Origin of the sequence: Streptomyces longhuiensis (genome assembly GCF_020616555.1) — a bacterium.
Classification (GTDB): domain Bacteria; phylum Actinomycetota; class Actinomycetes; order Streptomycetales; family Streptomycetaceae; genus Streptomyces; species Streptomyces longhuiensis.
The window spans coordinates 581,058-601,024 of sequence record NZ_CP085173.1 but is presented as its reverse complement, the minus strand read 5'-3'; the positions used below and the strand labels follow the sequence as shown (position 1 = coordinate 601,024).

The following is a 19,967-nucleotide window of genomic DNA, read 5'->3' as shown; positions in this document are numbered from 1 at the left end:
GTATGCCCGAGCTGCTCTCGGAGGACGCAGCCACCGTCGCTGCCTGACGCGACCTACGCGGGGTCCGGAGACCCGCCGTCGCGGACCACCGGCGGGACCTGGCCCCCAACGAGGCGCGCGCAGGGCACAATTGGCCAGGTCACAGCTGGCTTGGCCTGACGAGGCGCTGAAAAGCGTGAAGGGCGGTCGTCTGCCCGCTGCGCGCAGTGAACGTATCGAAGTCATGCCCCACGTAACCTTTTCCTGTGTCAGCCTCCCGCCTCCATCGCGTCGCCGTCCTTGTGCTCGAGGGTGCGAAGCCGCTCGATGTCGGAATTCCCGCGCAGGTCTTCACGACCCGCGCGAGCATGCCGTACGAGGTGCGCGTGTGCGGGGCGGCGCCCGGTCTCGTGGCCGGCGGCGATGGCCTCGCGTACTACGTCGCCCACGGCCTCGACGCGCTTGCGTGGGCCGACATCGTCTTCGTCCCCGGCTACCGGTTCCCGGACCGGGACGACCCGCCGCCGGCTGTCGTCGACGCATTGATCGCCGCGCACGACAGGGGCGCGCGGCTCGCCGCCATCTCGACGGGCGCCTTTGCGCTCGCGGCCACGGGCCTGCTCGACGGCAGGCGCGCGACGACGCACTGGCACTACACGCGGGCGCTCGTGGCCAAGCACCCGCTCGTCCAGGTCGACGAGAACGTGCTGTTCGTCGACGAGGGCAGCGTGCTCACCTCGGCCGGTGCCGCCTCCGGCATCGACTTGTGCCTGCACATCCTGCGCGGCGACCTCGGAGTGGCCGCGTCCAATCATGCGGCCCGGCGTCTGGTTGCCGCCCCCTACCGCAGCGGTGGCCAGGCCCAGTACGTGCCGCGCAGCGTCCCCGAGCCACTCGGCGAGCGGTTCGCCGTCACCCGCGAGTGGGCGCTGCACCGGCTCGGCGAGCCCCTCACCCTCGACACACTGGCGCGGCAGGCCGAGGTCTCGCCGCGCACGTTCTCCCGGCGCTTCGTCGAGGAGACCGGCTACACGCCGATGCAGTGGGTCATGCGCGCCCGCATCGACCTGGCCCGCGAACTGCTCGAGCGCTCGCAGCGCAGCGTCGAGCAGATCGCCGCCGATGTCGGGCTCGGCACCGGCGCGAACCTGCGTCTGCACTTCCAGCGCATCCTCGGCACCACACCGAGCGAGTACCGGCGCACCTTCACCCGGGGCGAGTAGCCCGCCCGGCACCGCCGGCAGTGGCGGGATCCTTTTGAACCGTGGCGATCCCGCCACTGTCAGCGGTGTGAGCTGCAGGCGACCCTGGTGGCGAAGGAAAGGGACATCACTCATGACTCGCATCGCCATCAACGGATTCGGCCGCATCGGACGCAATGTGCTGCGCGCACTGCTGGAGCGCGACAGTGCCCTCGAGATCGTCGCCGTGAACGACCTGACCGAGCCCGCCACTCTCGCCCGGCTGCTCGCCTACGACAGCACGGCCGGTCGGCTCGGGCGCCCGGTGACCGTCGACGGGGACGTCCTCGTCGTCGACGGCCGCCGGATCAAGGTGCTGGCCGAGCGCGAACCGGCGCAGCTGCCGTGGGCCGAACTCGGCGTCGACATCGTTCTGGAAGCCACCGGCCGCTTCACCTCGGCCAAGGCTGCTCGTGCCCACCTCGACGCGGGTGCGAAGAAGGTACTCGTGAGCGCGCCGTCGGACGGCGCCGATGTCACGCTCGCGTTCGGGGTCAACACCGACGCCTACGACCGGGACGTGCACACGGTCGTCTCGAACGCCTCCTGCACCACCAACGCGCTCGCTCCGCTGGCCAAGGTGCTCGACGACCTCGCAGGTATCGAGCACGGGTTCATGACGACGGTGCACGCCTACACGCAGGAGCAGAACCTGCAGGACGGCCCGCACCGCGACGCCCGTCGCGCCCGGGCAGCCGGCATCAACATCGTGCCGACGACGACCGGCGCCGCCAAGGCGATCGGCCTGGTGCTGCCGAACCTCGACGGCAAGCTGTCGGGCGACTCCATCCGCGTACCGGTGCCGGTGGGCTCGATCGTCGAACTCAATACGACCGTCGCCCGCGACGTGACGCGCGACGACGTGCTGGCGGCGTACCGCGCCGCAGCGGAGGGGCCGCTCGCCGGCATCCTCGAGTACTCGGACGACCCGCTCGTGTCGTCCGACATCACGGGCAATCCCGCCTCGGCGATCTTTGACGCGGCTCTGACTCGTGTCGAGGGCCGCCACGTCAAGGTGGTCGCGTGGTACGACAACGAGTGGGGCTTCTCGAACCGCGTGATCGACACGCTCGAGTTCCTCGCCACCCGCTGACCGGACGCCGGCGTGGTGCCTCGCCTTCGGCGACGGTGCCGACCAGCACTTCCTTTGAGCGCTCTGGTTGACCGGTCGGGCCAACCAGAGCGCTCGGTCACAGCGCGTGAGGCCTGGCGCCGGCCGTGACCGATGGCTCGAACAGGGCCATCTGTTCCCTCCGCTCCAGGGGACGCGTGCGAGGAGCGTCGGGCTATGCCTGATGCGCACGTGGGGAGTTGCGTGAAGTCGCGAGCGGGCTGGCGTGGCGGGCCGCGTCCGTCCTCCATTCGGGCGCACGAAGCAGGCCCGGTGGATGCTCTTGGCGTCGGTCGTCGTTAGAACCGGCATGAATCCAGATGTCACCAGCCTGATCCCCGAGCAGGACACCGCAGCCCGCCACCTGGAGCTGCTCACGCTCGAAGAAGCCCACGACCTGCTGCGCCTGCTCCAGATGATTGCCGCGGAGGGCCCGGACGAACTGAGCGAGGAGGCGCAGTGGTTCGCGCGTGAGATCGCGGCGCGTATCCCCTCGGAGAACTGAACGTCTCTGTCTCCTTGCAGGTGGGAGCGTCGACCACCGCGGACATCTGCCGAGGACGATGTACGGACAGGGCAGTGAGGAAGGGGTCCGGAGCTGCCTCGCAACTCCGGACCCCTACCCGGGTGTGGCAGTGCCGTCGGGCGAGCTCGGCCTTGACCGGTGCCTTCGCCGGCGCCGGGTTTCTGCGAGCCGCCGAAGCGCTCCTCGAGACCGGGGGCTCAGCGCCAGTCGACTCCGCCCGCGCCCATGCCCTGCGCCAGTCTTACCTCGATCTCCTCGCGCACCTTCTGCATCACGGTCACAATCCGGCGCTCGCGCTCCTCGGTGAGCCGTGCCACCGGGACCGAGCAGCTGATCGCGTCCCCTGCCGGCGCTTCGCCGTTCACGCGCAGCGCGAAGCCGAATCCGACGATGCCGGTGACGCCCTCCTCGCGGTCGATTGAGTAACCGCGCGCCCGCACCTGCGCGAGGTCGGCAACGAGCGCGGCCCTGGTGGTGTGGGTGCGTGGGGTCAGTGCCTCGTACGGCGCGTCCGGCAGCGCCGCGTCAGGGTGTTCGGCCAGCAGCGCCTTGCCGAGTGCGCCCGCGTGGGCGGGCAGCCAGCGCCCCACCCGGCTGATGGTGCGCAGATACTCGTGCGACTCGCGGGTCGCGAGGTAGGCGATGTCCATGCCGTCGAGGCGGGCCAGGTGGATGGTCTCGCCGAGTTGCTCCGAGGCATCGTCCAGGTACGGGCGCACCACGCGGACCACGGGGTCGGTGTCCAGATAGGTGGTGCCGGTGAGCAGTGTGCGCAGGCCGATTCCATACAGCGAGGCGGTGGCGTCGGTGCGTACCCAACCGCGTGCGATGAGGGTCTGCAGCAGCGCGTACATGGAGCTGCGCGGCACACCCAACTCGTCGGCGAGTTCCTGCAGTCGGGCGGGCCGGTCGCCGCGGGCGGCGAGGAGTTCGAGCAGTTCGACCGTGCGAGCGGCCGACTTCACCTCGCGCACGCCGGACTCGGACGGCCGCACGACAGGCGCAACAGGTTCGGACATGGGTTGATCGTACGTACTGTCGCGACCTGCTTGTCCGCGCCTGCACTTGTTGCCGGATCCCTTGCTCGAACCCATTGACGGGGTGGTTTCCCGAGCCTACTGTCCATCCTCATGTGCGAACGTCATCTACATACGGAGACGGCATGATGACTCGGACCCCCCTCACCGGCACTGCGGCGCGGCTGCACGACGGCATGGCGCAGGGCGTGCTGTCCTTCCCACTCACCTGCTTCCACGCCGACGGCTCGCTCGACCTCGACGGCTTCCGCAGCTATCTGGCCGGGCAACTGGAGACGAACCCCGGCGCAGTCTTTCCGGCCTGCGGCACAGGGGAGTTCAGCGCTCTCGACGACGAGGAATACGGTCAAGTCGTTGCCGCCGCCGTGGAGGTGACGGCGGGCCGCGTCCCCGTCGTAGCCGGTACCGGCTACGGCTACGCCCAGGCGCTGCGCTTCGCCCGTATCGCCGAACAGGCCGGAGCCGACGCACTCCTCGTCCTGCCGCACTACCTCAGCAAGGCCCCACAGGACGGCCTGGTCGAGCACCTCCGCCGGATCGCCGACGGCACCCGGCTGCCCCTCATCGCCTATCAGCGCGACCACGTGACCTACGACGCGGAGACCGTTCGCCGCATCGCCGCGATCCCCGGCGTCATCGGCCTCAAGGACGGCCACAGCGACCTCGACCGCCTCCAACGCAGCACCCTCGCCGTCCCCGACAGCTTCCTCTTCTTCAACGGCGCCCCGACAGCCGAGCTCCAGGCCCGCGCCTACGCAACTGTAGGCATCCCCGCCTACTCCTCAGCCGTCCACGCCTTCGCCCCGGAGATCGCCAACGCCTTCTTCCAGGCCCTGTCGGCAGGCGACGACAGCCGGGTCGACAAGCTCCTCGCCGACTTCTACGTCCCCTTCGTCGAGCTGCGCGACCGACGCCCCGGCTATGCGGTGTCCCTGGTCAAGGCAGCGGCCCGCTGCGCGGCCGCCCGGTCGGACCGGTCCGCGCACCCCTCACCGACCCGACCCCCGCAGATCTCGCAGACCTCGACACGCTGCTCACCACCGGCCTGAACCTCGTTGGAGCCACCCGATGAACGACCTGACGATCACCGACGTCCGGCTGACCCCGATCCTCGTCGCCGACCCCCCGCTGCTCAACGCCCAAGGCGTGCACCAGCCCTACACCCCCCGCCTGATCATCGAGATCACCACCGCGGACGGGATCACCGGCCTCGGCGAGACCTACGGCGACACCAAGTACCTGGAGCTGGCCCGCCCGTACGCCGAGAAGCTCGTCGGCCGGTCCGTCGCAGACCTCAACGCCCTCTTCATCCTCGCGGACGAGGTCGCGGTGGCCGAGGAACGAGTGACGAACCAGGTGGACGTGGGCGGCCTGCGAGGCGTCCAGACCGCCGACAAACTGCGGCTGTCCGTCGTCTCCGGCTTCGAGGTCGCCTGCCTGGACGCCCTCGGCAAGGCCCAGGGCATGCCGGTCCACGCCCTGCTCGGCGGCAAGGTGCGCGACGCCGTCGAGTACAGCGGCTACCTCTTCTACAAGTGGGGCGCGCACCCGAAGGGCGTCGACTCCGAGGTCGACGACTGGGGCGAGGCCGTCGACCCGGCCGGCATCGTCGACCAGGCACGCAAGTTCACCGAGCGCTACGGCTTCCGCTCCTTCAAACTCAAGGGCGGCGTCTTCGAGCCCGAGCAGGAGATCGCGGCGATACGCGCCCTCGCCGAGGCGTTCCCCGGAAGCCCGCTGCGACTCGATCCCAACGGCGCCTGGTCCGTCGAGACCTCCATCAAGGTCATCGAAGCGCTGCAGGACGTCCTGGAGTACATGGAGGACCCCACTCTCGGTACGCCCAACATGGCCGCCGTCGCCTCCGGTACCGACGTACCGCTCGCCACCAACATGTGTGTGACGACCTTCGACGAGGTCAAGGAGGCGTTCACCCGCGACGCCGTCCAGGTCGTCCTGTCCGACCACCACTACTGGGGCGGCCTGCGCAACACCCGCGAACTCGCCGCCATATGCCGCACGTTCGGCGTCGGAGTGTCGATGCACTCCAACACCCACCTGGGCATCTCGCTCGCAGCGATGACACACGTGGCGTCCACGGTCCCGAACCTGCACCACGCCTGCGACTCGCACTACCCCTGGCAGTCCGAGGACGTGCTGAACGAGCGGATCACCTTCACGGACGGCAAGGTGACCGTCTCCGACGCCCCCGGCCTCGGCGTCACCCTCGACCGTGACAGGCTCGCCGTCCTGCACCAGCGCTGGCTGGACGACGACGGCACGATGCGCGAGCGCGACGACGCGGCCGCGATGCGCGTCGCCGACCCGGCCTGGCAAACCCCGCCCGTGCCCCGCTGGTGACACCAACTGCTTGACGGGAGCAGGGCGTTCGTACGCCCCGGCCCCCGGCTCTGGTTGCGGGAGTTCCCTGCCGGCGGCCCCGGCCCCGGCGACTCCCGCCCCTGCTGCATCGACGAGTGGAGCCGAACCTGGCGCAAACTGCCGGTGAACTCCGTACAACCAGCTTCCCCCTTCGACGGTCCCACCAGACAAGCCCGAAATTTTGTCGATCGAGTGGGAGCTTCCGTGCCACACAGCCGCCGCATCTTGACGTACGCCATCGCGGCCGCCGCCGCGGCCACCGCCGGGTTCGCGTTCCCGCCCGGCGCCACTGCCGCCGCACCGCGCGCTGCCACGAGCGACTTCAACGGCGACGGCTACGCGGACCTCGCCGTCGGTGTTCCGGACGGGACCGTGGCCGGCCAGGCCAAGGCCGGTTATGTGAACGTCGTCTGGGGCGGCCCGAAGGGCGTCGGCGCCCACGGAAGTATCCGTGTCACGCAGGCCACCCCCGAGGTTCCCGGCACCCCGGAGGCAGGCGACCGCTTCGGCGCGTCCGTGGCGCTGACGGACCTCAACGGCGACGGCATCGCGGAACTCCTCGCCGGTGTCCCCGGCGAGGACGTCACCGACCGCGGCACGGACGCGGGCATGGTCATCGCCGTAGGCGGCTCGAGGAATGGGCCGGGTCCGGGGTCGACGGTCCTGACCGGGCCGTCACCGTCGGCCGCGTACGGCACATCGCTCGCGGCGGCCGACCTCACCGGCGGCGGCAACAAAACGATCGTGATCGGCGGCACGGACAAGGTCGTCGCTCGCGTCATCGTGGGCGAGGACAGCATGGTCACCACCGTCGTCGCCGCCCCCATGGGCGGCCGTGCCCCCGTCCTGGCCACCGGCGATTTCGACAGCGACGGCACGGCGGACCTCGCCGTGGCGTACTGGACCGCGGGCGACCCCAACACACAGTCCCACGTGCGGCTGTGGAAGTGGGACGCCGGCCAGTCCGAGATGGCCAACTTCTGGAACACGGACAACGCCGGTGTCACGGCCCTGGCCGCCGGCGACTTCGACGGCGACGGTCACGACGACCTGGCGCTCGGCGAGTGCCGTGAGATCGCCGACGAGAACATCGACGACCCGTGCGGCCCCGAGAAGCTGGCCAAGGGCGGCGGCATCCACATCCACTACGGAAGCCCCGCGAGCGGCTCGTTCGGCAGCCGTGCCCAGACCCTCAACCAGGACACCGCGGGCGTCCCGGGGGCGGCCGAGGACGGCGACCGCTTCGGCGCCGCCCTCGCCGTCGCCGACGTCAACCGCGACGGCCGCGACGACCTGATCGCGGGCGCTCCCGGTGAGGCCATCGGAAGCAAAGCGAAGGCGGGCGCCGCCTGGCTGCTGCGCGGCGGTCCGCAGGGACTCCTCGACGCCAACGGCGCTGCCAGTTCCGTCGCCTGGAACCAGGACACACCGGGCGTCCCGGGCGTCGCCGAGGCGGGTGACGCCTTCGGCGCGGCGGTCGCCGCGGGCGACCACAACGCCGACGGCGTGCCGGACGTGACGGTCGGATCCCCGGACGAGAACGCCTCTCTGGGCGCCGTATGGCTTCTCCCCAAAGGCTCGGCCGCCGGTTCGGCAGCCTTCTCGCCCCGCACGCTGGGTCTCCCGTACCTCTCCACGGCTCAGAAGTACGGCAAGCCGCTGAGTAGTCACTGAGCGCGCCCCGTCGGACGTTGCGCCCGCTACCGCAGCGTCCGACGGGGGACGAGCCGAACCTCCCCGCCCGGGGCACGCGATGTGCGCCTCGACAGGTGCACAACTCGGAAGGGGTGGCAGGCCGGGCTCTGCGTCGGTACGGATGCGTCGCGCCCACCAGCGGACGTAACGGCCGCTGACGCGGGACTGGATTGCCGGGAGGATTTGGTCCCGCCCGTGAGGCGAAGACCGTGGCGGGCGTAGTGAGACAGGCCAAGAACAGCAGGCCACGGTTTTGGGGAGTGCGAGCCGACTGAGATCTCAGACTGCCGGCCCATGAGGGCTACTCGGTAGTGCATGTGAGCGGCCCTCCATCCCGGGTTCGGTGGTGGTGGGGTGCTCGTGTGGATCCGTTCAAGCGGTCAGGTGAGCTGTCGGCGGTCAGCGACCAGGACGGCCGCCATGGTCTCGGCGAGCGAGGTCCAGCAGGCCCAGCGCAACAACACGTTCACCTGCGAGCCGACCGCCACGGTGGCGACGACTGCGGCTCTGAGGAAGTGCATGCCGCGTAGCCGTGGGGATGAGAGAGGGAGCGATCGAATCCAGGCGGGTCGCGGCTCTTCGGATGGCCTTTAGGGCGGGGCCTGTTGGGCTGGCTGCCAGGGTTCGTCGGGCGGCAGGTGCCGCTCACGTTCAGGCTTCGACGTAGGCGACGAGCACGAGGGTGCCGAGCGCGGTCGGTACGTACACGACGCGGACCCGGTCCTGCTGGTAGGTGCGGACGGATCCGTTCTTCGACTGCACGCCGATCTGCGGGTCCGCGGCGATGATGTCCAAGGCGAGGTCGAGGCGCGCGAGTTCTGCATCGTTCATCGCCTCGAGCTGCTCGCGGGCGACGTCGTAGAAAACGATCCGCGCGCGGCGGGGGGAGCGTTTGCCCACTAGGCGGCGCTGCTCGCAGTGCGCGGCGGCAGGCCGGCGTCGAGGCGGGCGTCTTCCCAGTCGGTGCATTCGGCGAGGTCGGCGCCTTCGGCGGCGAGGCGCTCGAGGACGTAGGCGACGCCGGGGTCGGTGAGGGCCAGGTCGCGGGCGTCGGCGCGCAGGGCGTTCTGCTCGTCGGGGTCGAAGACGAGGTGCGCCATGGTTCCTCCCGCATGTGCCTGAGGGGTCTAACCGTAGCGGGCGGCGGGTCCCGGTGTCAGGGAGTTGGTGGGGGCCGGGTCTGGTCGTCGCATGTCGTGGCCCTTCGCCCGCGGGGACGTAGTTGTTGGAGTGGCCAATGAGGTCAGGGTCCATCGCCGTACTCATTCCGAGGGGGCGCTTTCAATCTTCGCCTTGGCCCTGAATCTCGTTGGTCATGGAGGACTCATATATGCGTGAATGCGCATAAAACGTAGTCGGAGGGCTATGGGTGCGCAGCGGGTCCGGTCTGTTCCCGTCGGCGAGCGTGGGGCTCGGCGGATTGACGCACAGCCTTATTCATCGCATGATGAATAAAAGTGCAGTCCAGCCTCACTGGACGGTCACTGTGGGCAGGAAGGAAAGCCATGCCGCTCGTCCTCGACTTCACTTCCATTGACGCCACGATGCCGGCCACCGTGGGCGGCAAGGCCGCGAACCTCGGCGAACTGACCAGGGCCGGACTGCCCGTGCCGCACGGCTTCTGTGTCACTACCGACGCGTACCGGATGATCTCGGCCACGGACGGCCTCGCGGGCCTGCGGCCCGACAAGGCGGCGCAGCGGATCCTCGAGGCGGCGGTGCCGGAGAAGCTGAGGGAGGCGATCGTCGCCGCGTACGCGGAATTCGGCGACGATGTGCCTGTCGCGGTGCGCTCCAGCGCCACCGCCGAAGACCTGCCGTTCGCGAGCTTCGCCGGGCAGCAGGACACATATCTGAACGTCGTTGGCGCGGACGCCGTCATCGACGCGGTACGCCGCTGCTGGGCGTCGCTGTGGACCGACCGCGCGGTGAGCTATCGCGAGACCAACGGCATCGACCACGGCACGGTCCAGCTGGCCGTCGTCGTGCAGCGGATGGTCGCATCGGCGGTGTCCGGCGTGATGTTCACCGCGAACCCCGTCACCGGCAAGCGCGATCAAACGGTCATCGACGCGAGCCCCGGCCTAGGGGAGGCCGTTGTCTCCGGGGCGGTCGACCCGGACCACTTCGTCGTGGACGGAGCGGGCGCAGCGGGCAGCCCGGACGGAGTGGGCGGCGGCGAGATCGTCGAACGGCGCCTGGGCGACAAGCGTTTCCTCATCTGCCCGCTGGCCGGTGGCGGCACGGAGAAGGTCGACATCGGCGAGAACCACGCACCCTGCCTCACCGACCGCCAGATCCTCGAACTCGCCGAACTCGGCTCCAAGGTGCAGGCGCACTACGGAAGTCCGCAGGACATCGAGTGGGCGATCGACGCGTGGGGCAAGCTGCACCTCACCCAGTCACGGCCCATCACCACGCTGTTCCCGGTGCCCGAACGGGCCGACGACCACGACGGCTTCCACGTGTACTTCTGTTTCAGTCTCGCCCAGGGCCTGGAGCGGCCGATCACCCCGGCCGGGCGCGCCGCGTTCCGGGAGATCGCCGGGGCCGCCGGCCGGATCATCATGGGCAACCCGGGGCCGGACGGCTACACCGAGTCGGCGGGCCGCGTCTTCATCGACGTCACCACCGTCCTGCGCAGTAGGACGGGAAGGGCCTTCTTCCCGCGCGTGCTCGACGTCATGGAGGCCCGTTCGGCGCAGGTCCTGCGCGGCCTGTACGACGATCCGCGCCTGGCCCTGACGCATACGTCGCCATGGCCCGCGGCCAAGCGGGTGGCACGGCTCGCCCGCAGGTTCCACGCTCCCTCCACCGCACTGCGCGCCCTTGCCGATCCCGAGGCGGCGGTGCGGCGCGCACGGCGCGCGGAGACGGAACTCCTGCAGGCGGCCGAGAAGAAGTCCATCGAGGAAGCCCTGCGCGACTGCGTGGTCCCGGTGCTGCCCACCGTCGCCCCGACCGCCCTGGTGGGCTTCGCGATGCTGGCGCTCACCAGCAAGCTCGTCCGTACGGAACCTGGCGAGCTGCAGACGGTTCTGCGCAGCTTGCCGAACAACGTCACCACCGAGATGGACCTCGACCTGTGGGACCTGGCGCTGGCGATCCGTGAAGACCGAGACGTGGTACGGGTGTTCCAGGACAGCGACGTCGAGGAGCTGGTGGCCCGCCATCGCGACGGCGCGTTGCCCGAGGCCGCGCAGCACGGCATCCGCGCCTTCCTGGACCAGTGGGGTCACCGCGCCGTCGCCGAGATCGACCTCGGTCTGCCGCGCTGGTCCGACGACCCCACGTATGTCATCGGCGTCATCCGCAACTACCTGCGCCTGGACGACGAACAGGCCCGGCCGGACGCGGTGTTCGCGCGCGGAGCGGCCGAGGCGGAGGCGATGATCGACCAGCTCGCACAGCGAGCGAAAAGGCGTGGCCGTTTGGTCCGGTTCGCGTTGCACCGCACCCGGATGCTGGCCGGCCTGCGCGAATACCCGAAGTACCTGGCCATCACGCTCTTCGGTGCCCTCCGTGAGCGCATTGCCGAACGAGGAACCGAACTGCACGCACAGGGCCGCATCGACGCCGCTCAGGACGTCTTCTTCCTGGAGTTCGAGGAGATGCGTGCGGCGCCTGACGACCTGCGGCAGAAGGTCGCCGAGCGGAAAGCGCAGTACGAGCGGGAGATGCGCCGCAGGCACATCCCGCGCGTCCTCCTCTCCGACGGCACGGAACCCGAGGTGACGCAGCACGTGCAGGCCACGCCCCACGCGCCCGGTGACCTGGTCGGCACCGCGGCGTCGGCAGGCGAGATCACCGGCCACGCGCGCGTGGTGACCGATCCGGTCGGGGCGCACCTGGAGCCGGGCGAGATCCTGGTGGCCCCGTCCACTGATCCGGGCTGGACCCCGCTCTTCCTGACAGCGGGCGGCCTCGTGATGGAGATGGGCGGGTCCAACTCCCATGGCGCGGTCGTGGCCCGCGAGTACGGCATCCCGGCGGTGGTCGGCGTACGGGACGCGGTGGAGCGGATCCAGACCGGTGACGTGATCACGGTGGACGGGAGCATGGGCGTGGTGGGGACGCACGCGTCGGCTGTGGAGGAGCGGGGGCGGTAGGGGAGAGGGGGCGTGTTGCGGGTGGAGCCATCCAGCACCTCCGTCGTGCGGCCAGTGGGCGATCGAAGGCATGCGGGTGCCGCCGAGCCGGGTGTAGCCCTTCCACAGCCTGAAGCGGGTCTGCCGGCACCCGGGTCCAGCCCCTCGAGGAGTGCTTGTACGTGCTCGGGCCGTGCCGGCCTTCGTGGTGCGCGAGGCTGATGTGGCTGGACTGTCCGACGCCCGTGTGCCGCACCTCTCCCGCTGAGAGGCCGGATCTGAGAGGACATTCCTGGCCGCAGCCTTCAGCTCGGCTTCGGTGTTCGGCTGCAAGCCGCCGCAGGGAAGGCTCGGTGCTCGGGTGGAAAACAGAAGGAGACGGCTGACCCCGGGCGCTCGCTGAAGGCCCGGCCGACGCTGGGGCGGGGAAATGCTTGGTGTGCGGGGCCGACGGAACCGGGTAACCTCTTTGTCATGTTCTTCCAGACGCTGATTTACGAGTGAGAGCGTGACGGGCCCCTGCTGACGTCCTTCGATGTCGCCGCGCCCGTCCCCCGCCGATGAATCCGTAGATCACTTCACATCATTCCGGGAGAACCCGTGAGCAAGAACATCAACAACCCCGTGGGCATGGGCGGCGGCCAGCGCAAGAAGCTGTCCCGCGCCGAACGGCAGAACAACGGTCCGCACCGCAACCTCGACCGCCGGAGTGCCGCCGACCAGAAGGCGGAGCTGGTGCGCAAGATGCGCGAGAAGGCACGCGCAGCTGAGGGCGTCGGGCAGACGGGCGACGACACGGCACAGAGCTGACGCACTGCCGCCGCTGGGCGGCACCACACGGGGCAGGGCCCGGACCGCGATGCGGGGTCCGGGCCCTGCTGCCGTATCGGGGCCCTGCTGCCGTGCCGGGCGCGGCCCGTCCCGCTCAGCTCTCGGCCGCCCGCCGCCCCCCGCCGCGTCTCAGCCGACCGCTCGGGGGAAGCCGCAGGTTCAGCAGTTCCGTCACCGCCACCAACCCGAACTGCGCGAGCAGCGTCACCACTCGTGCGTTCCCCGTGCCCAGCCGGGGCGACACCGCCAGGAGGAGCGGTGCCAAGCAAGAGCAATGCCGTCAGGGCAGCCCGTAGCGGACGAGTGATGTGGGGATCACCGCGTGGTGGGTGGGGGCCGGGCCCCGGCCGGCGATGTCCTCGCCGAGCCGGCGCACCAGTAGACGGCCCGCCTGCCGGCCCAGTTCGTCGCTGTCGTACGCGGCGATGACCAGTGGCAGCCCGAGCACGTCGGCGAGCTCGAAGTCATCGAATCCGGCGAGCGCGATGTCGGTGCCGGCCGCGCGTATCGCCCTGAATGCGCCGATGGTGTTGCGGTTGTTGGAGCAGAAGAGCGCGGTCGGCGGGTCGGGCAGGGCGAGCAGTTCGGCGGTGGCGCGCGCCGCCTCGTCGGTGTCCTGCGGGCCGAGGCGTATGTGGGTCTCCTCGCGTGGGATCCCGGCGTCGGCGAGCGCGTCGGTGTAGCCGCGCAGGCGTTCGGCGCCGGTGTAGACGGAAGGGGCAGAGCCGACGAAGCCGATCCGCCGGTGCCCCGCGGTGAGCAGGCTTTGGGTGGCTGCGCAGGCTCCGCCGTGGTCGTCGACGAGGACGCAGTCGGCACGAAAGCCGCGCGGCGGGCGGCTGGCGACGACGATCGGCACCCCGCCGGCCGCGGCGGCGGCCAGGTGGCGCTGGTCGTCGCCGGCGGGCACCACGATGATGCCGTCGACGCGGCGGGCGACCAGGCCCTCCACGAGGGAGCGTTCGCTCGCGAGATCGTGGCCGGTGTTGCCGATGACGGTCTTGAGGCCGTGCCCGCTGACGACGGCGTCGACGCCGAGTGCGAGCCGTGAGTAGAAGGGGTTGGCGAGGTTGGTGACGACCAGGCCCACGAGGCCGGTGCCGCCGCCCAGGCGCAGGCTGCGGGCTATCTCGTTGCGCCGGTAGCCGAGTTCGTCGGCGACGGCCCGTACCCGGGCGGCGGTGTCGGGCGCCACCTTCGGGTCGTCGCGCAGGACCCGTGAGACGGTCATGGCGCTGACCTTGGCCTCCCGAGCGACGTCCCGGAGCGTCGGGTGCGGGTCCTTCGCCCCGCGGGTGTCGGACATCTGCCCCCTGCTCTCCCTCTATTCGCGGGCGGCGACGGCGCGCGCGACGCCGACCAGTGCGGCGTCACCGGCGAGCCCGGCCGGCCGCATCGCACGAGTATGCCTCCCTTCCCCGCCGGTCTGGTCCGGTACGGGCCAACCGCCGTCCGCGAGGCCCGCTTTCAGGGCGGGCGCGACCAGGTCCCAGGAGCGGGCCATCGAACCGCCGACGACGACGGCCGACGCCCCGAACGCGGCGAGCCGCGGTCCGAGGACCCGGCCGAGAGCCCCGAACGCCTCATCGAGGACGTGCCGGGCTCGCCGCTGCCCGGCACGGGCCCGTTCGGCGATGTCGCGCACGTCGGCGGCCGGGTCGCCGAACCGGGCGAGGATGGCCCGCCGCGACACGGTCTCCTCCAGCGGCGCCCCGCCCAGCCGCGTCAGGTCCATGCGGCCCTCGGGTGGTATCCCGGGTCCCTGGTCGAGGATCCGGCCCTCGGCGAGGAACGCGGAGCCGACGCCCGTGCCGAGGGTGATGCCGACGGCCCGGGTGTGACCGCGCACCGCACCCGCGGACCATTCCCCGATCAAGAACGCGTGGGCGTCGTTGAGGAAGACGACGTCGGCGGGACACCGGCGCAGCCCGCCGAGCAGGTCGGCGCGGACGTCCGTCCCGTACAGGGAAGCGAACTTGCCGACGTCGGCGAAGAGCGCGATCCCCTTCGCATAGTCGAACGGGCCCGGGACGGCGACGCCCCAGCAGGCCCCGGCCGGGGCGTCGACGGCGTCGGCGCAGGCCCGGACGGCGCGGAGGATCTCCCCTGCGGACCCGTCCGGGTCGAGCGGCAGGTCGGTGCGGTGCGCGATCCGGCCGCTCGCGAGGTCGACTAGGGCGGCGGTGACGTGGGTGCCGCCGACCTCGATGACGGGGATCACCGGACGAGGGCCTTCACCACCCGCACCGGCCGGCCGCCCGTGGCGCGCAGCCGGTAGCGGCCGACGGCGGCGGGCACGGTCAGCGTCTCGGCGAACGCGAGGTCGTACCGGTAGCCCGCCTCGGTGAGCACGCCGACGCCGTCACCCTCGACGACGTTGAGGACGTGGAACCGCCCCGCGGTGTCGTCGTCGGCTTCCGCGCCCGTGTCGAGGGCGAAGCGCCGGACCTCGTAGAACATCTCGTCGAGGGCGCCGAGGACCTCCTCACGCCAGCCCTCGCCCTCGCGCAGGGTGCGTGGGCGGGGGACGAGCTCGCGGGCGACGGCCTCGCCGCGCCGCCCGGTCTCCAGGTTGGCGAAGCCGTGCTCGTAGGGCAGCGGGCGCGGGTTGCCGCCGGCGTCGGGGCGCAGCCAGTCGTAGAAGCGCAGGCTGTACAGGTACGGGGTGGCGCTGATCTCCAGGACCAGGTTGCCGGCTCCGCTGGCATGCGGGGTGCCCGCCGGGATCATGTACAACTGGCCCCGCTCGGCGGGGAAGGCGTGGACGTGGTCCTCGGGGTCCATGGGGACGCCCAGGGTGGCGGCCTGTTCGACCCGCTTGCGGAAGACGTCGACGTCGGCGTCCTCGCGCAGCCCGAGGAAGACCTTCGCTCCGTCGCCGCCGAGCGTCATGTAGTACGTCTCGTGCTGGGTGTAGGGCCAGCCGAACCGCTCGCGCATGTACGGCTCTTTGGGGTGGCAGTGCAGCGAGAGACTGCCGCCGCCGACGGTGTCGAGGTAGTCGAAGCGGATCGGGAACGAGGTGCCGAACCGGGCGTGCACGTCGGCGCCGAGCACGGCCTCGGGTTCGAGGACGCACATCAGCTGGAACGGCACCTCGGCCTGCGCGTCGGGTCCGGTGCCGACGAGGATGCCCGCCTCGGGGGCGATGAGCTCGTAGCCGAGGGCGGTGTTGCGGGCTTCGGGGTTGAAGCCGAGTTCGTTCTGGGCCCAATGGCCGCCCCATGGGGTGGAGTTGAAGTAGGGGCGGGTGCGGACGGGCCTGCGGGCGAGCCGCGCGTACGTGGCGCGCAGACCTGGTCCGTCGATCCACACAGGGTGTTCGGGGTCCTGCACGTCGAGCCAGGCGTCGAGGCGGGGCGCGAGGGCGTCGCGGTGCCGGTCGAGCATCGGCCAGTCGGTGTAGAACAGCCGCTTGAGGTCGGGGTTCTCGGCGGGCAGGCCGAGGTTGGTGCCGGGGGTGCCCGCGGTGGCGGCGGCCTCCGCGTACCGCTTGGGCACGTCGGCGTACCAGAGCACGTCGTGGTCGACGAGCGCGGCGCCAGGCCCGTAGACGATCACGAGGCCGGCGTCGTGCGGGGTGGGGCGAGGCAGGGTGGCGAACAGGTCGTCGAGCGGGTTGCCGGCGAGCGAGCCGAAGTAGGGATCGTCGTCCGTGTCGCCGATGCGGCGCACCTCGGCGGGCGGCGCGTAGTGGGCGCGGATGTCCACCAAGGTGTCCGTCGCGCGGGCGAGGCGGGCGGCGAGCAGGTCCCAGTCGACGGTCGGGGGGCCGTCGACGGCGAGCACCGCCGGTGCGGGCGGCAGGTGCGCGGCCGCCGCCGCCCAGCCGGCCGCGAGGACGGCCTGCGGGGCGGGGGCGTGGCGCGGGTCGAGCCGGTACACGAAGTCTCCTTTGCGCAAGGGGTGTCAGCGGCGGAAGAGGACCGCGGTGGTGCCGAACGCGGGCACTTCGACGGTCAATTCACCATCGTGGGTCGCTACTTCACCGGTGATGCGCCCGTGATAGTCGGCGGCGTGCGCGGACGCCACGTCGAACAGGGCACGCACCGGGCAGGCGACGGGTACCTCGGCGAACGATTGCAGGCGCAGCAGCACGGCGCCCTCGGACGGAGTGGTGGCGCCGACGAGCCGCACGCGCGGGTCGCCGACCGTCGCGAACGCCAGCGTGTCGGGCGCCTGGTCGGACTCCGGGCCGCGGGCGCGCACCGCGTGCAGCGGGCGGGAGCCGCCGCCCGCGGCGGTGCGCGGGCCGAGCCCTGCCGCGTCGGACGCGCACGCCACGCTGTAGCGGAACGCGAACTCGAAGCCCTGCCGGCTGGGGAAGTTGGTGTCCCACAGGTTGTTGTGGATCCACGAGTAGACCGTGGCCGGTTCCTCGTGGTCCATCGACTTGGGGAACGGGGCGTACGGCAGGGCGATGGTGCCGAACTGGACGAGCGGCGCGTCCTGGCTGGCCCAGCCCACGGCGAGCCCGTCCTCCTGGAGGGTGACCCAGCGGCGGATCGCCCGCATGTGCTGGGCGGAACCGGGAACGACGGGCAGCCCGGTGCCGGTGGCGCCGCCGGACGCCTCCATGCGCACAACGGGCTCCTCGAAGGCGAACGGGAACGCGAAGTAGGCGCTCTCCTTGCTCATCGTGGCGTCCTTGTCGACCAGGTTCTCGATGTCGAGGCGGCCGACGCCGTGCGGCAGGGTCAGCGTGGTGCGCACCCGGTTGGCGCCCGCGGGGCGGGTCTCGTACGTGAGGATCTCGGCGGTCACCGTGGTGCGCCGGGCGATGAGCGCGGCGGGCGGGGCGACCGAGCGGCGGCCGAGGTGTTCGAGACGGTCGGACGCGGTGGTGCGGCTGGAGTTGTGGTTGAAGCCACCGGCCGTGGTGTAGCTGTCGTGGATGTAGGCGTTGAAACCGGTGATGGCATCGGCGCGGACCAGTTCGCGGCCGGTCGCCTTGTCGATCACGGAGGCGATACAGGCGCGCGCCAGGTCGACGCGGACGGCGAGGTGTTCGTTCTCCAGCAGCAGCGGGTCGTGCAGGGCATGCGCGGAGGCGGAGGTGCGGGCCGGGTCCTCGCGCTCGGTGCCGCCGGTCGGGTTCCAGCCCGTCGCGTCCTTGACGCGCTCCCGCTCCTCGGGCCCGGTCCCGCTGCCCGGCACGGCGCGTACATCGAGCCGGACCGACCCGGCCGGCGGCACGTCGACGACACGTACGAGGAGGAACCGGCCCGCGTCCCGGTGTGTGTCGTTGATCTGCGCCTGCTCCTCGTGCGGCAGCTCCGCACCAGTACGGGCGTCGTGCACCCTCACCTCCTGCTCCAGCGGCACGCTGGACTCGGGCAGGAAGATCCGGGCGACCTCGGTGCGCGCCCAGGAGCAGGTGTTGACCACGTGGAAAGCGGCCGCCGCCCCGGCCGGCCGGACCAGGCGCTGGCCCAGGCGTGCCGAGGCCCGGTTCAGCAGGGAGTTGCCGTCGTCGTGGCCGCGCAGCGCCTGCGCGTACTTCCAGTGCCACTGCTGCTCGCCGGAGTGGCCGTGGTCGTGGCCGTGCGTCCAGGGGTCGCCGGCGCCCCAGGTGTGCTCGTCGAACAGGGACACCGCCTCGTACACGCCGGCCGCGTCGCGGGTGTCGTCTGCGGCTCCGGACGCGCCGAGTACGCCGGCGAACGTGCCGAGCGTCTGGGCGTCTGCGACGGCGGACTGGGCGGTGCGGGCCATGGACAGCGGGTGGGCGCCCGAGCCGACACCGTCGACCCACCAGTCCGTCCAGTCGCCCTCGAAGGTCTGGATGCGGTCGCCGAGGCGGGCCTCGGCGTCGGTGAAGAAGTCCTCGTTGCGGGACAGGCGCAGCTGCGGGTAGGCCCAGGTCTCGTTCCAGCGGCGGACGGTGTCGGCGATGACGCGGCGGGGCGGGGCGTTGTCGCCGAACTTGCCCTGCACGCGCAGGTGCAGCACGTCCCACGGGTAGGGCTCACGCTTGATCTCGTTCTCGTCCATGGCCCAGCCGAAGACGCCGCCGCGGTACGGGTAGGGGTAGGTGGCGAGCGAGGTCAGGTAGGCGGGCAGCAGGTCGTCGACGCTGGAGTAGTCGGTGTCGAATCCGAGGAGGGGGCCCTCCATGTAGGCGAGGCCGTGCGGGGTGTCGGTCATCCACACGAGCACACTTTTGCCGCTGGGGGCACGCCAGCGGAACAGGCGCGGCAGCTTCTCGCCGCCGACCAGGTGAGGCACCGAGCGCCCCGCCCAGTTGTGCGCCACGGACAGGTACTTGACGCCCGCGTCGCTGAGCGCGTCGACGAGGCCGACCACGGAGCCGGGCACGTCGGTCTGCATGGCGGAGGTGAGGTCGACGCCGTACTCGTCGCGGATCTGGTGGGCCAGGCCGAGGAGTTCGTGCAGCTCGTCGGTGGAGCAGGTCTCGGTGTGCAGGTTGAAGGGCATCGCGGTCAGTTCGATACGGCCCTCGCGCACCCGGCGTACAAACGCCTCGACCTGCTCGCGCGGGCGGGCCTCGGCCCACTGTTTGAACGACCACAGCGACTCCACGCACCAGCGGAACCGCGACTCGGGATCCCAGTCGTCGGTGGCCTCCGTCAGCTCCAGGCACGAGTCGAGGAAGGAGAGGTGCTCGGCGAGGACATGACCCTGCGGGTCGGTGTAGCCGATGTCCAGGTGGGAGTGGTGGACGAGGTGGATGGTCCACTCGCGCTGCGGGGTGAGTGTCAGGTCGATGCCGTCGGCGCCGCCCGGGAGGGCGACGGTGATCCGCTGCGGCTCGTCGACGGCCGGGAGGAGGAGGCGTACGGAGCTGTCGGGTCCCGCGATCCGCTCGGCGGGCAGCTCGGCGCCGGCGGCCGAGCGCACGGTGAGGGTGTCCGGGACGCGGGAGCCGCGCACGGCGTCCACGCGCAGCGACTGCAGCAGGCCGCCGGCGTCGCTGCGGCGCATCAACGGTTCGACCGTGAGCCGCAGTTCGGCCCCGTCGAGAGCCCCCTCGGCGCTCACCACGGAGTCGCGCAGGCTGTCGCGGATGCGGTCGTTGTCCCAGTCGGTGGTACGGACGAGGGCCCGTGTGGTCAT

General features: G+C 71.2%; 15 protein-coding genes and 1 pseudogene. 8 read left to right on the top strand and 8 right to left on the bottom strand.

Going from position 1 to position 19,967, the window contains the following annotated elements; genetic code table 11:
* Window positions 1–245: 245 nt before the first annotated feature.
* The 3 genes from LGI35_RS02980 to LGI35_RS02970 all read left to right on the top strand — a co-directional run bounded on the left by LGI35_RS02980 (window position 246) and on the right by LGI35_RS02970 (window position 2,836).
* Window positions 246–1,202: a GlxA family transcriptional regulator gene (locus LGI35_RS02980; protein WP_227292022.1), complete on the top strand. Its 957-nt coding sequence runs from the start codon at window positions 246–248 to the stop codon at window positions 1,200–1,202.
* Window positions 1,203–1,314: 112 nt separating this feature from the next.
* A complete protein-coding gene (gene gap / locus LGI35_RS02975) occupies window positions 1,315–2,313 on the top strand; it encodes a type I glyceraldehyde-3-phosphate dehydrogenase (protein WP_227292021.1) in 999 nt (332 codons plus the stop codon).
* A gap of 328 nt (window positions 2,314–2,641) precedes the next feature.
* Complete coding sequence (locus LGI35_RS02970; RefSeq protein WP_227292018.1) at window positions 2,642–2,836, top strand: DUF6417 family protein; 195 nt, start codon at window positions 2,642–2,644, stop codon at window positions 2,834–2,836.
* Window positions 2,837–3,054: 218 nt separating this feature from the next.
* Here LGI35_RS02970 and LGI35_RS02965 read toward each other — a convergent pair whose 3' ends face one another.
* Window positions 3,055–3,876 carry an IclR family transcriptional regulator gene (locus LGI35_RS02965; protein WP_227292017.1) on the bottom strand — a complete coding sequence of 274 codons (822 nt, stop codon included), beginning with the start codon at window positions 3,874–3,876 and terminating at the stop codon, window positions 3,055–3,057.
* 146 nt (window positions 3,877–4,022) lie between these two features.
* On the opposite strand from LGI35_RS02965, the pseudogene LGI35_RS02960 reads away from it, so the two are divergent.
* The 3 genes and pseudogenes from LGI35_RS02960 to LGI35_RS02950 all read left to right on the top strand — a co-directional run bounded on the left by LGI35_RS02960 (window position 4,023) and on the right by LGI35_RS02950 (window position 7,950).
* A pseudogene (locus LGI35_RS02960) lies at window positions 4,023–4,966 on the top strand (5-dehydro-4-deoxyglucarate dehydratase).
* Complete coding sequence (locus LGI35_RS02955) at window positions 4,963–6,255, top strand: glucarate dehydratase family protein (RefSeq protein WP_227292016.1); 1,293 nt, start codon at window positions 4,963–4,965, stop codon at window positions 6,253–6,255. The pseudogene LGI35_RS02960 and the gene LGI35_RS02955 overlap by 4 nt, the downstream one beginning before the upstream one ends.
* A 225-nt stretch (window positions 6,256–6,480) precedes the next feature.
* A complete protein-coding gene (locus tag LGI35_RS02950) occupies window positions 6,481–7,950 on the top strand; it encodes an FG-GAP-like repeat-containing protein (RefSeq protein WP_227292015.1) in 1,470 nt (489 codons plus the stop codon).
* Between the two features lie 401 nt (window positions 7,951–8,351).
* Here the strand turns inward: LGI35_RS02950 and LGI35_RS02945 are convergent, their stop codons facing one another.
* From LGI35_RS02945 to LGI35_RS02935, 3 genes are all read right to left on the bottom strand, one after another.
* On the bottom strand, window positions 8,352–8,492 hold the full coding sequence (locus tag LGI35_RS02945; protein WP_227292014.1) for a hypothetical protein: 141 nt from the start codon (window positions 8,490–8,492) through the stop codon (window positions 8,352–8,354).
* Window positions 8,493–8,622: 130 nt separating this feature from the next.
* The gene (locus LGI35_RS02940; protein WP_227292013.1) at window positions 8,623–8,871 is read right to left on the bottom strand and encodes a hypothetical protein; all 249 of its coding nucleotides are present in this window, start codon (window positions 8,869–8,871) and stop codon (window positions 8,623–8,625) included.
* Window positions 8,871–9,071 (bottom strand): hypothetical protein, encoded by a 201-nt coding sequence (locus tag LGI35_RS02935; RefSeq protein WP_227292012.1) that lies wholly within the window; start codon window positions 9,069–9,071, stop codon window positions 8,871–8,873. Before LGI35_RS02935 ends, LGI35_RS02940 begins: the two co-directional genes overlap by 1 nt.
* A 405-nt stretch (window positions 9,072–9,476) precedes the next feature.
* Here LGI35_RS02935 and LGI35_RS02930 point away from each other — a divergent pair, with 405 nt between their 5' ends.
* Window positions 9,477–12,080: a PEP/pyruvate-binding domain-containing protein gene (locus tag LGI35_RS02930; RefSeq protein WP_227292011.1), complete on the top strand. Its 2,604-nt coding sequence runs from the start codon at window positions 9,477–9,479 to the stop codon at window positions 12,078–12,080.
* 579 nt (window positions 12,081–12,659) lie between these two features.
* Window positions 12,660–12,869 carry a DUF6243 family protein gene (locus LGI35_RS02925; protein ID WP_227292010.1) on the top strand — a complete coding sequence of 70 codons (210 nt, stop codon included), beginning with the start codon at window positions 12,660–12,662 and terminating at the stop codon, window positions 12,867–12,869.
* A 301-nt stretch (window positions 12,870–13,170) separates the two neighbouring features.
* Here the strand turns inward: LGI35_RS02925 and LGI35_RS02920 are convergent, their stop codons facing one another.
* The 4 genes from LGI35_RS02920 to LGI35_RS02905 are packed head-to-tail and all read right to left on the bottom strand — an operon-like array spanning window position 13,171 to window position 19,967.
* Entirely contained in the window at window positions 13,171–14,196 is a 1,026-nt protein-coding gene (locus tag LGI35_RS02920) for a LacI family DNA-binding transcriptional regulator (RefSeq protein WP_227292009.1), read from the bottom strand.
* Between the two features lie 18 nt (window positions 14,197–14,214).
* The gene (locus tag LGI35_RS02915) at window positions 14,215–15,111 is read right to left on the bottom strand and encodes an ROK family protein (protein WP_227292008.1); all 897 of its coding nucleotides are present in this window, start codon (window positions 15,109–15,111) and stop codon (window positions 14,215–14,217) included.
* A complete protein-coding gene (locus LGI35_RS02910; RefSeq protein WP_227292007.1) occupies window positions 15,108–16,775 on the bottom strand; it encodes a class I mannose-6-phosphate isomerase in 1,668 nt (555 codons plus the stop codon). The genes LGI35_RS02915 and LGI35_RS02910 overlap by 4 nt, the downstream gene beginning before the upstream one ends.
* Window positions 16,776–16,799: 24 nt before the next feature.
* Window positions 16,800–19,967 (bottom strand): glycoside hydrolase family 38 N-terminal domain-containing protein, encoded by a 3,168-nt coding sequence (locus tag LGI35_RS02905; RefSeq protein WP_227292006.1) that lies wholly within the window; start codon window positions 19,965–19,967, stop codon window positions 16,800–16,802.

Coding starts and splice junctions, on each gene's coding strand:
- LGI35_RS02930 (WP_227292011.1), top strand. CDS start 9,477: ATGCCGCTCGTCCTCGACTTCACTTCCATTGACGCCACGATGCCGGCC.
- LGI35_RS02965 (WP_227292017.1), bottom strand. CDS start 3,876: ATGTCCGAACCTGTTGCGCCTGTCGTGCGGCCGTCCGAGTCCGGCGTG.
- LGI35_RS02920 (WP_227292009.1), bottom strand. CDS start 14,196: ATGTCCGACACCCGCGGGGCGAAGGACCCGCACCCGACGCTCCGGGAC.
- LGI35_RS02935 (WP_227292012.1), bottom strand. CDS start 9,071: ATGGCGCACCTCGTCTTCGACCCCGACGAGCAGAACGCCCTGCGCGCC.
- LGI35_RS02970 (WP_227292018.1), top strand. CDS start 2,642: ATGAATCCAGATGTCACCAGCCTGATCCCCGAGCAGGACACCGCAGCC.
- LGI35_RS02905 (WP_227292006.1), bottom strand. CDS start 19,967: ATGACCACACGGGCCCTCGTCCGTACCACCGACTGGGACAACGACCGC.
- LGI35_RS02955 (WP_227292016.1), top strand. CDS start 4,963: ATGAACGACCTGACGATCACCGACGTCCGGCTGACCCCGATCCTCGTC.
- LGI35_RS02945 (WP_227292014.1), bottom strand. CDS start 8,492: ATGCACTTCCTCAGAGCCGCAGTCGTCGCCACCGTGGCGGTCGGCTCG.
- gap (WP_227292021.1), top strand. CDS start 1,315: ATGACTCGCATCGCCATCAACGGATTCGGCCGCATCGGACGCAATGTG.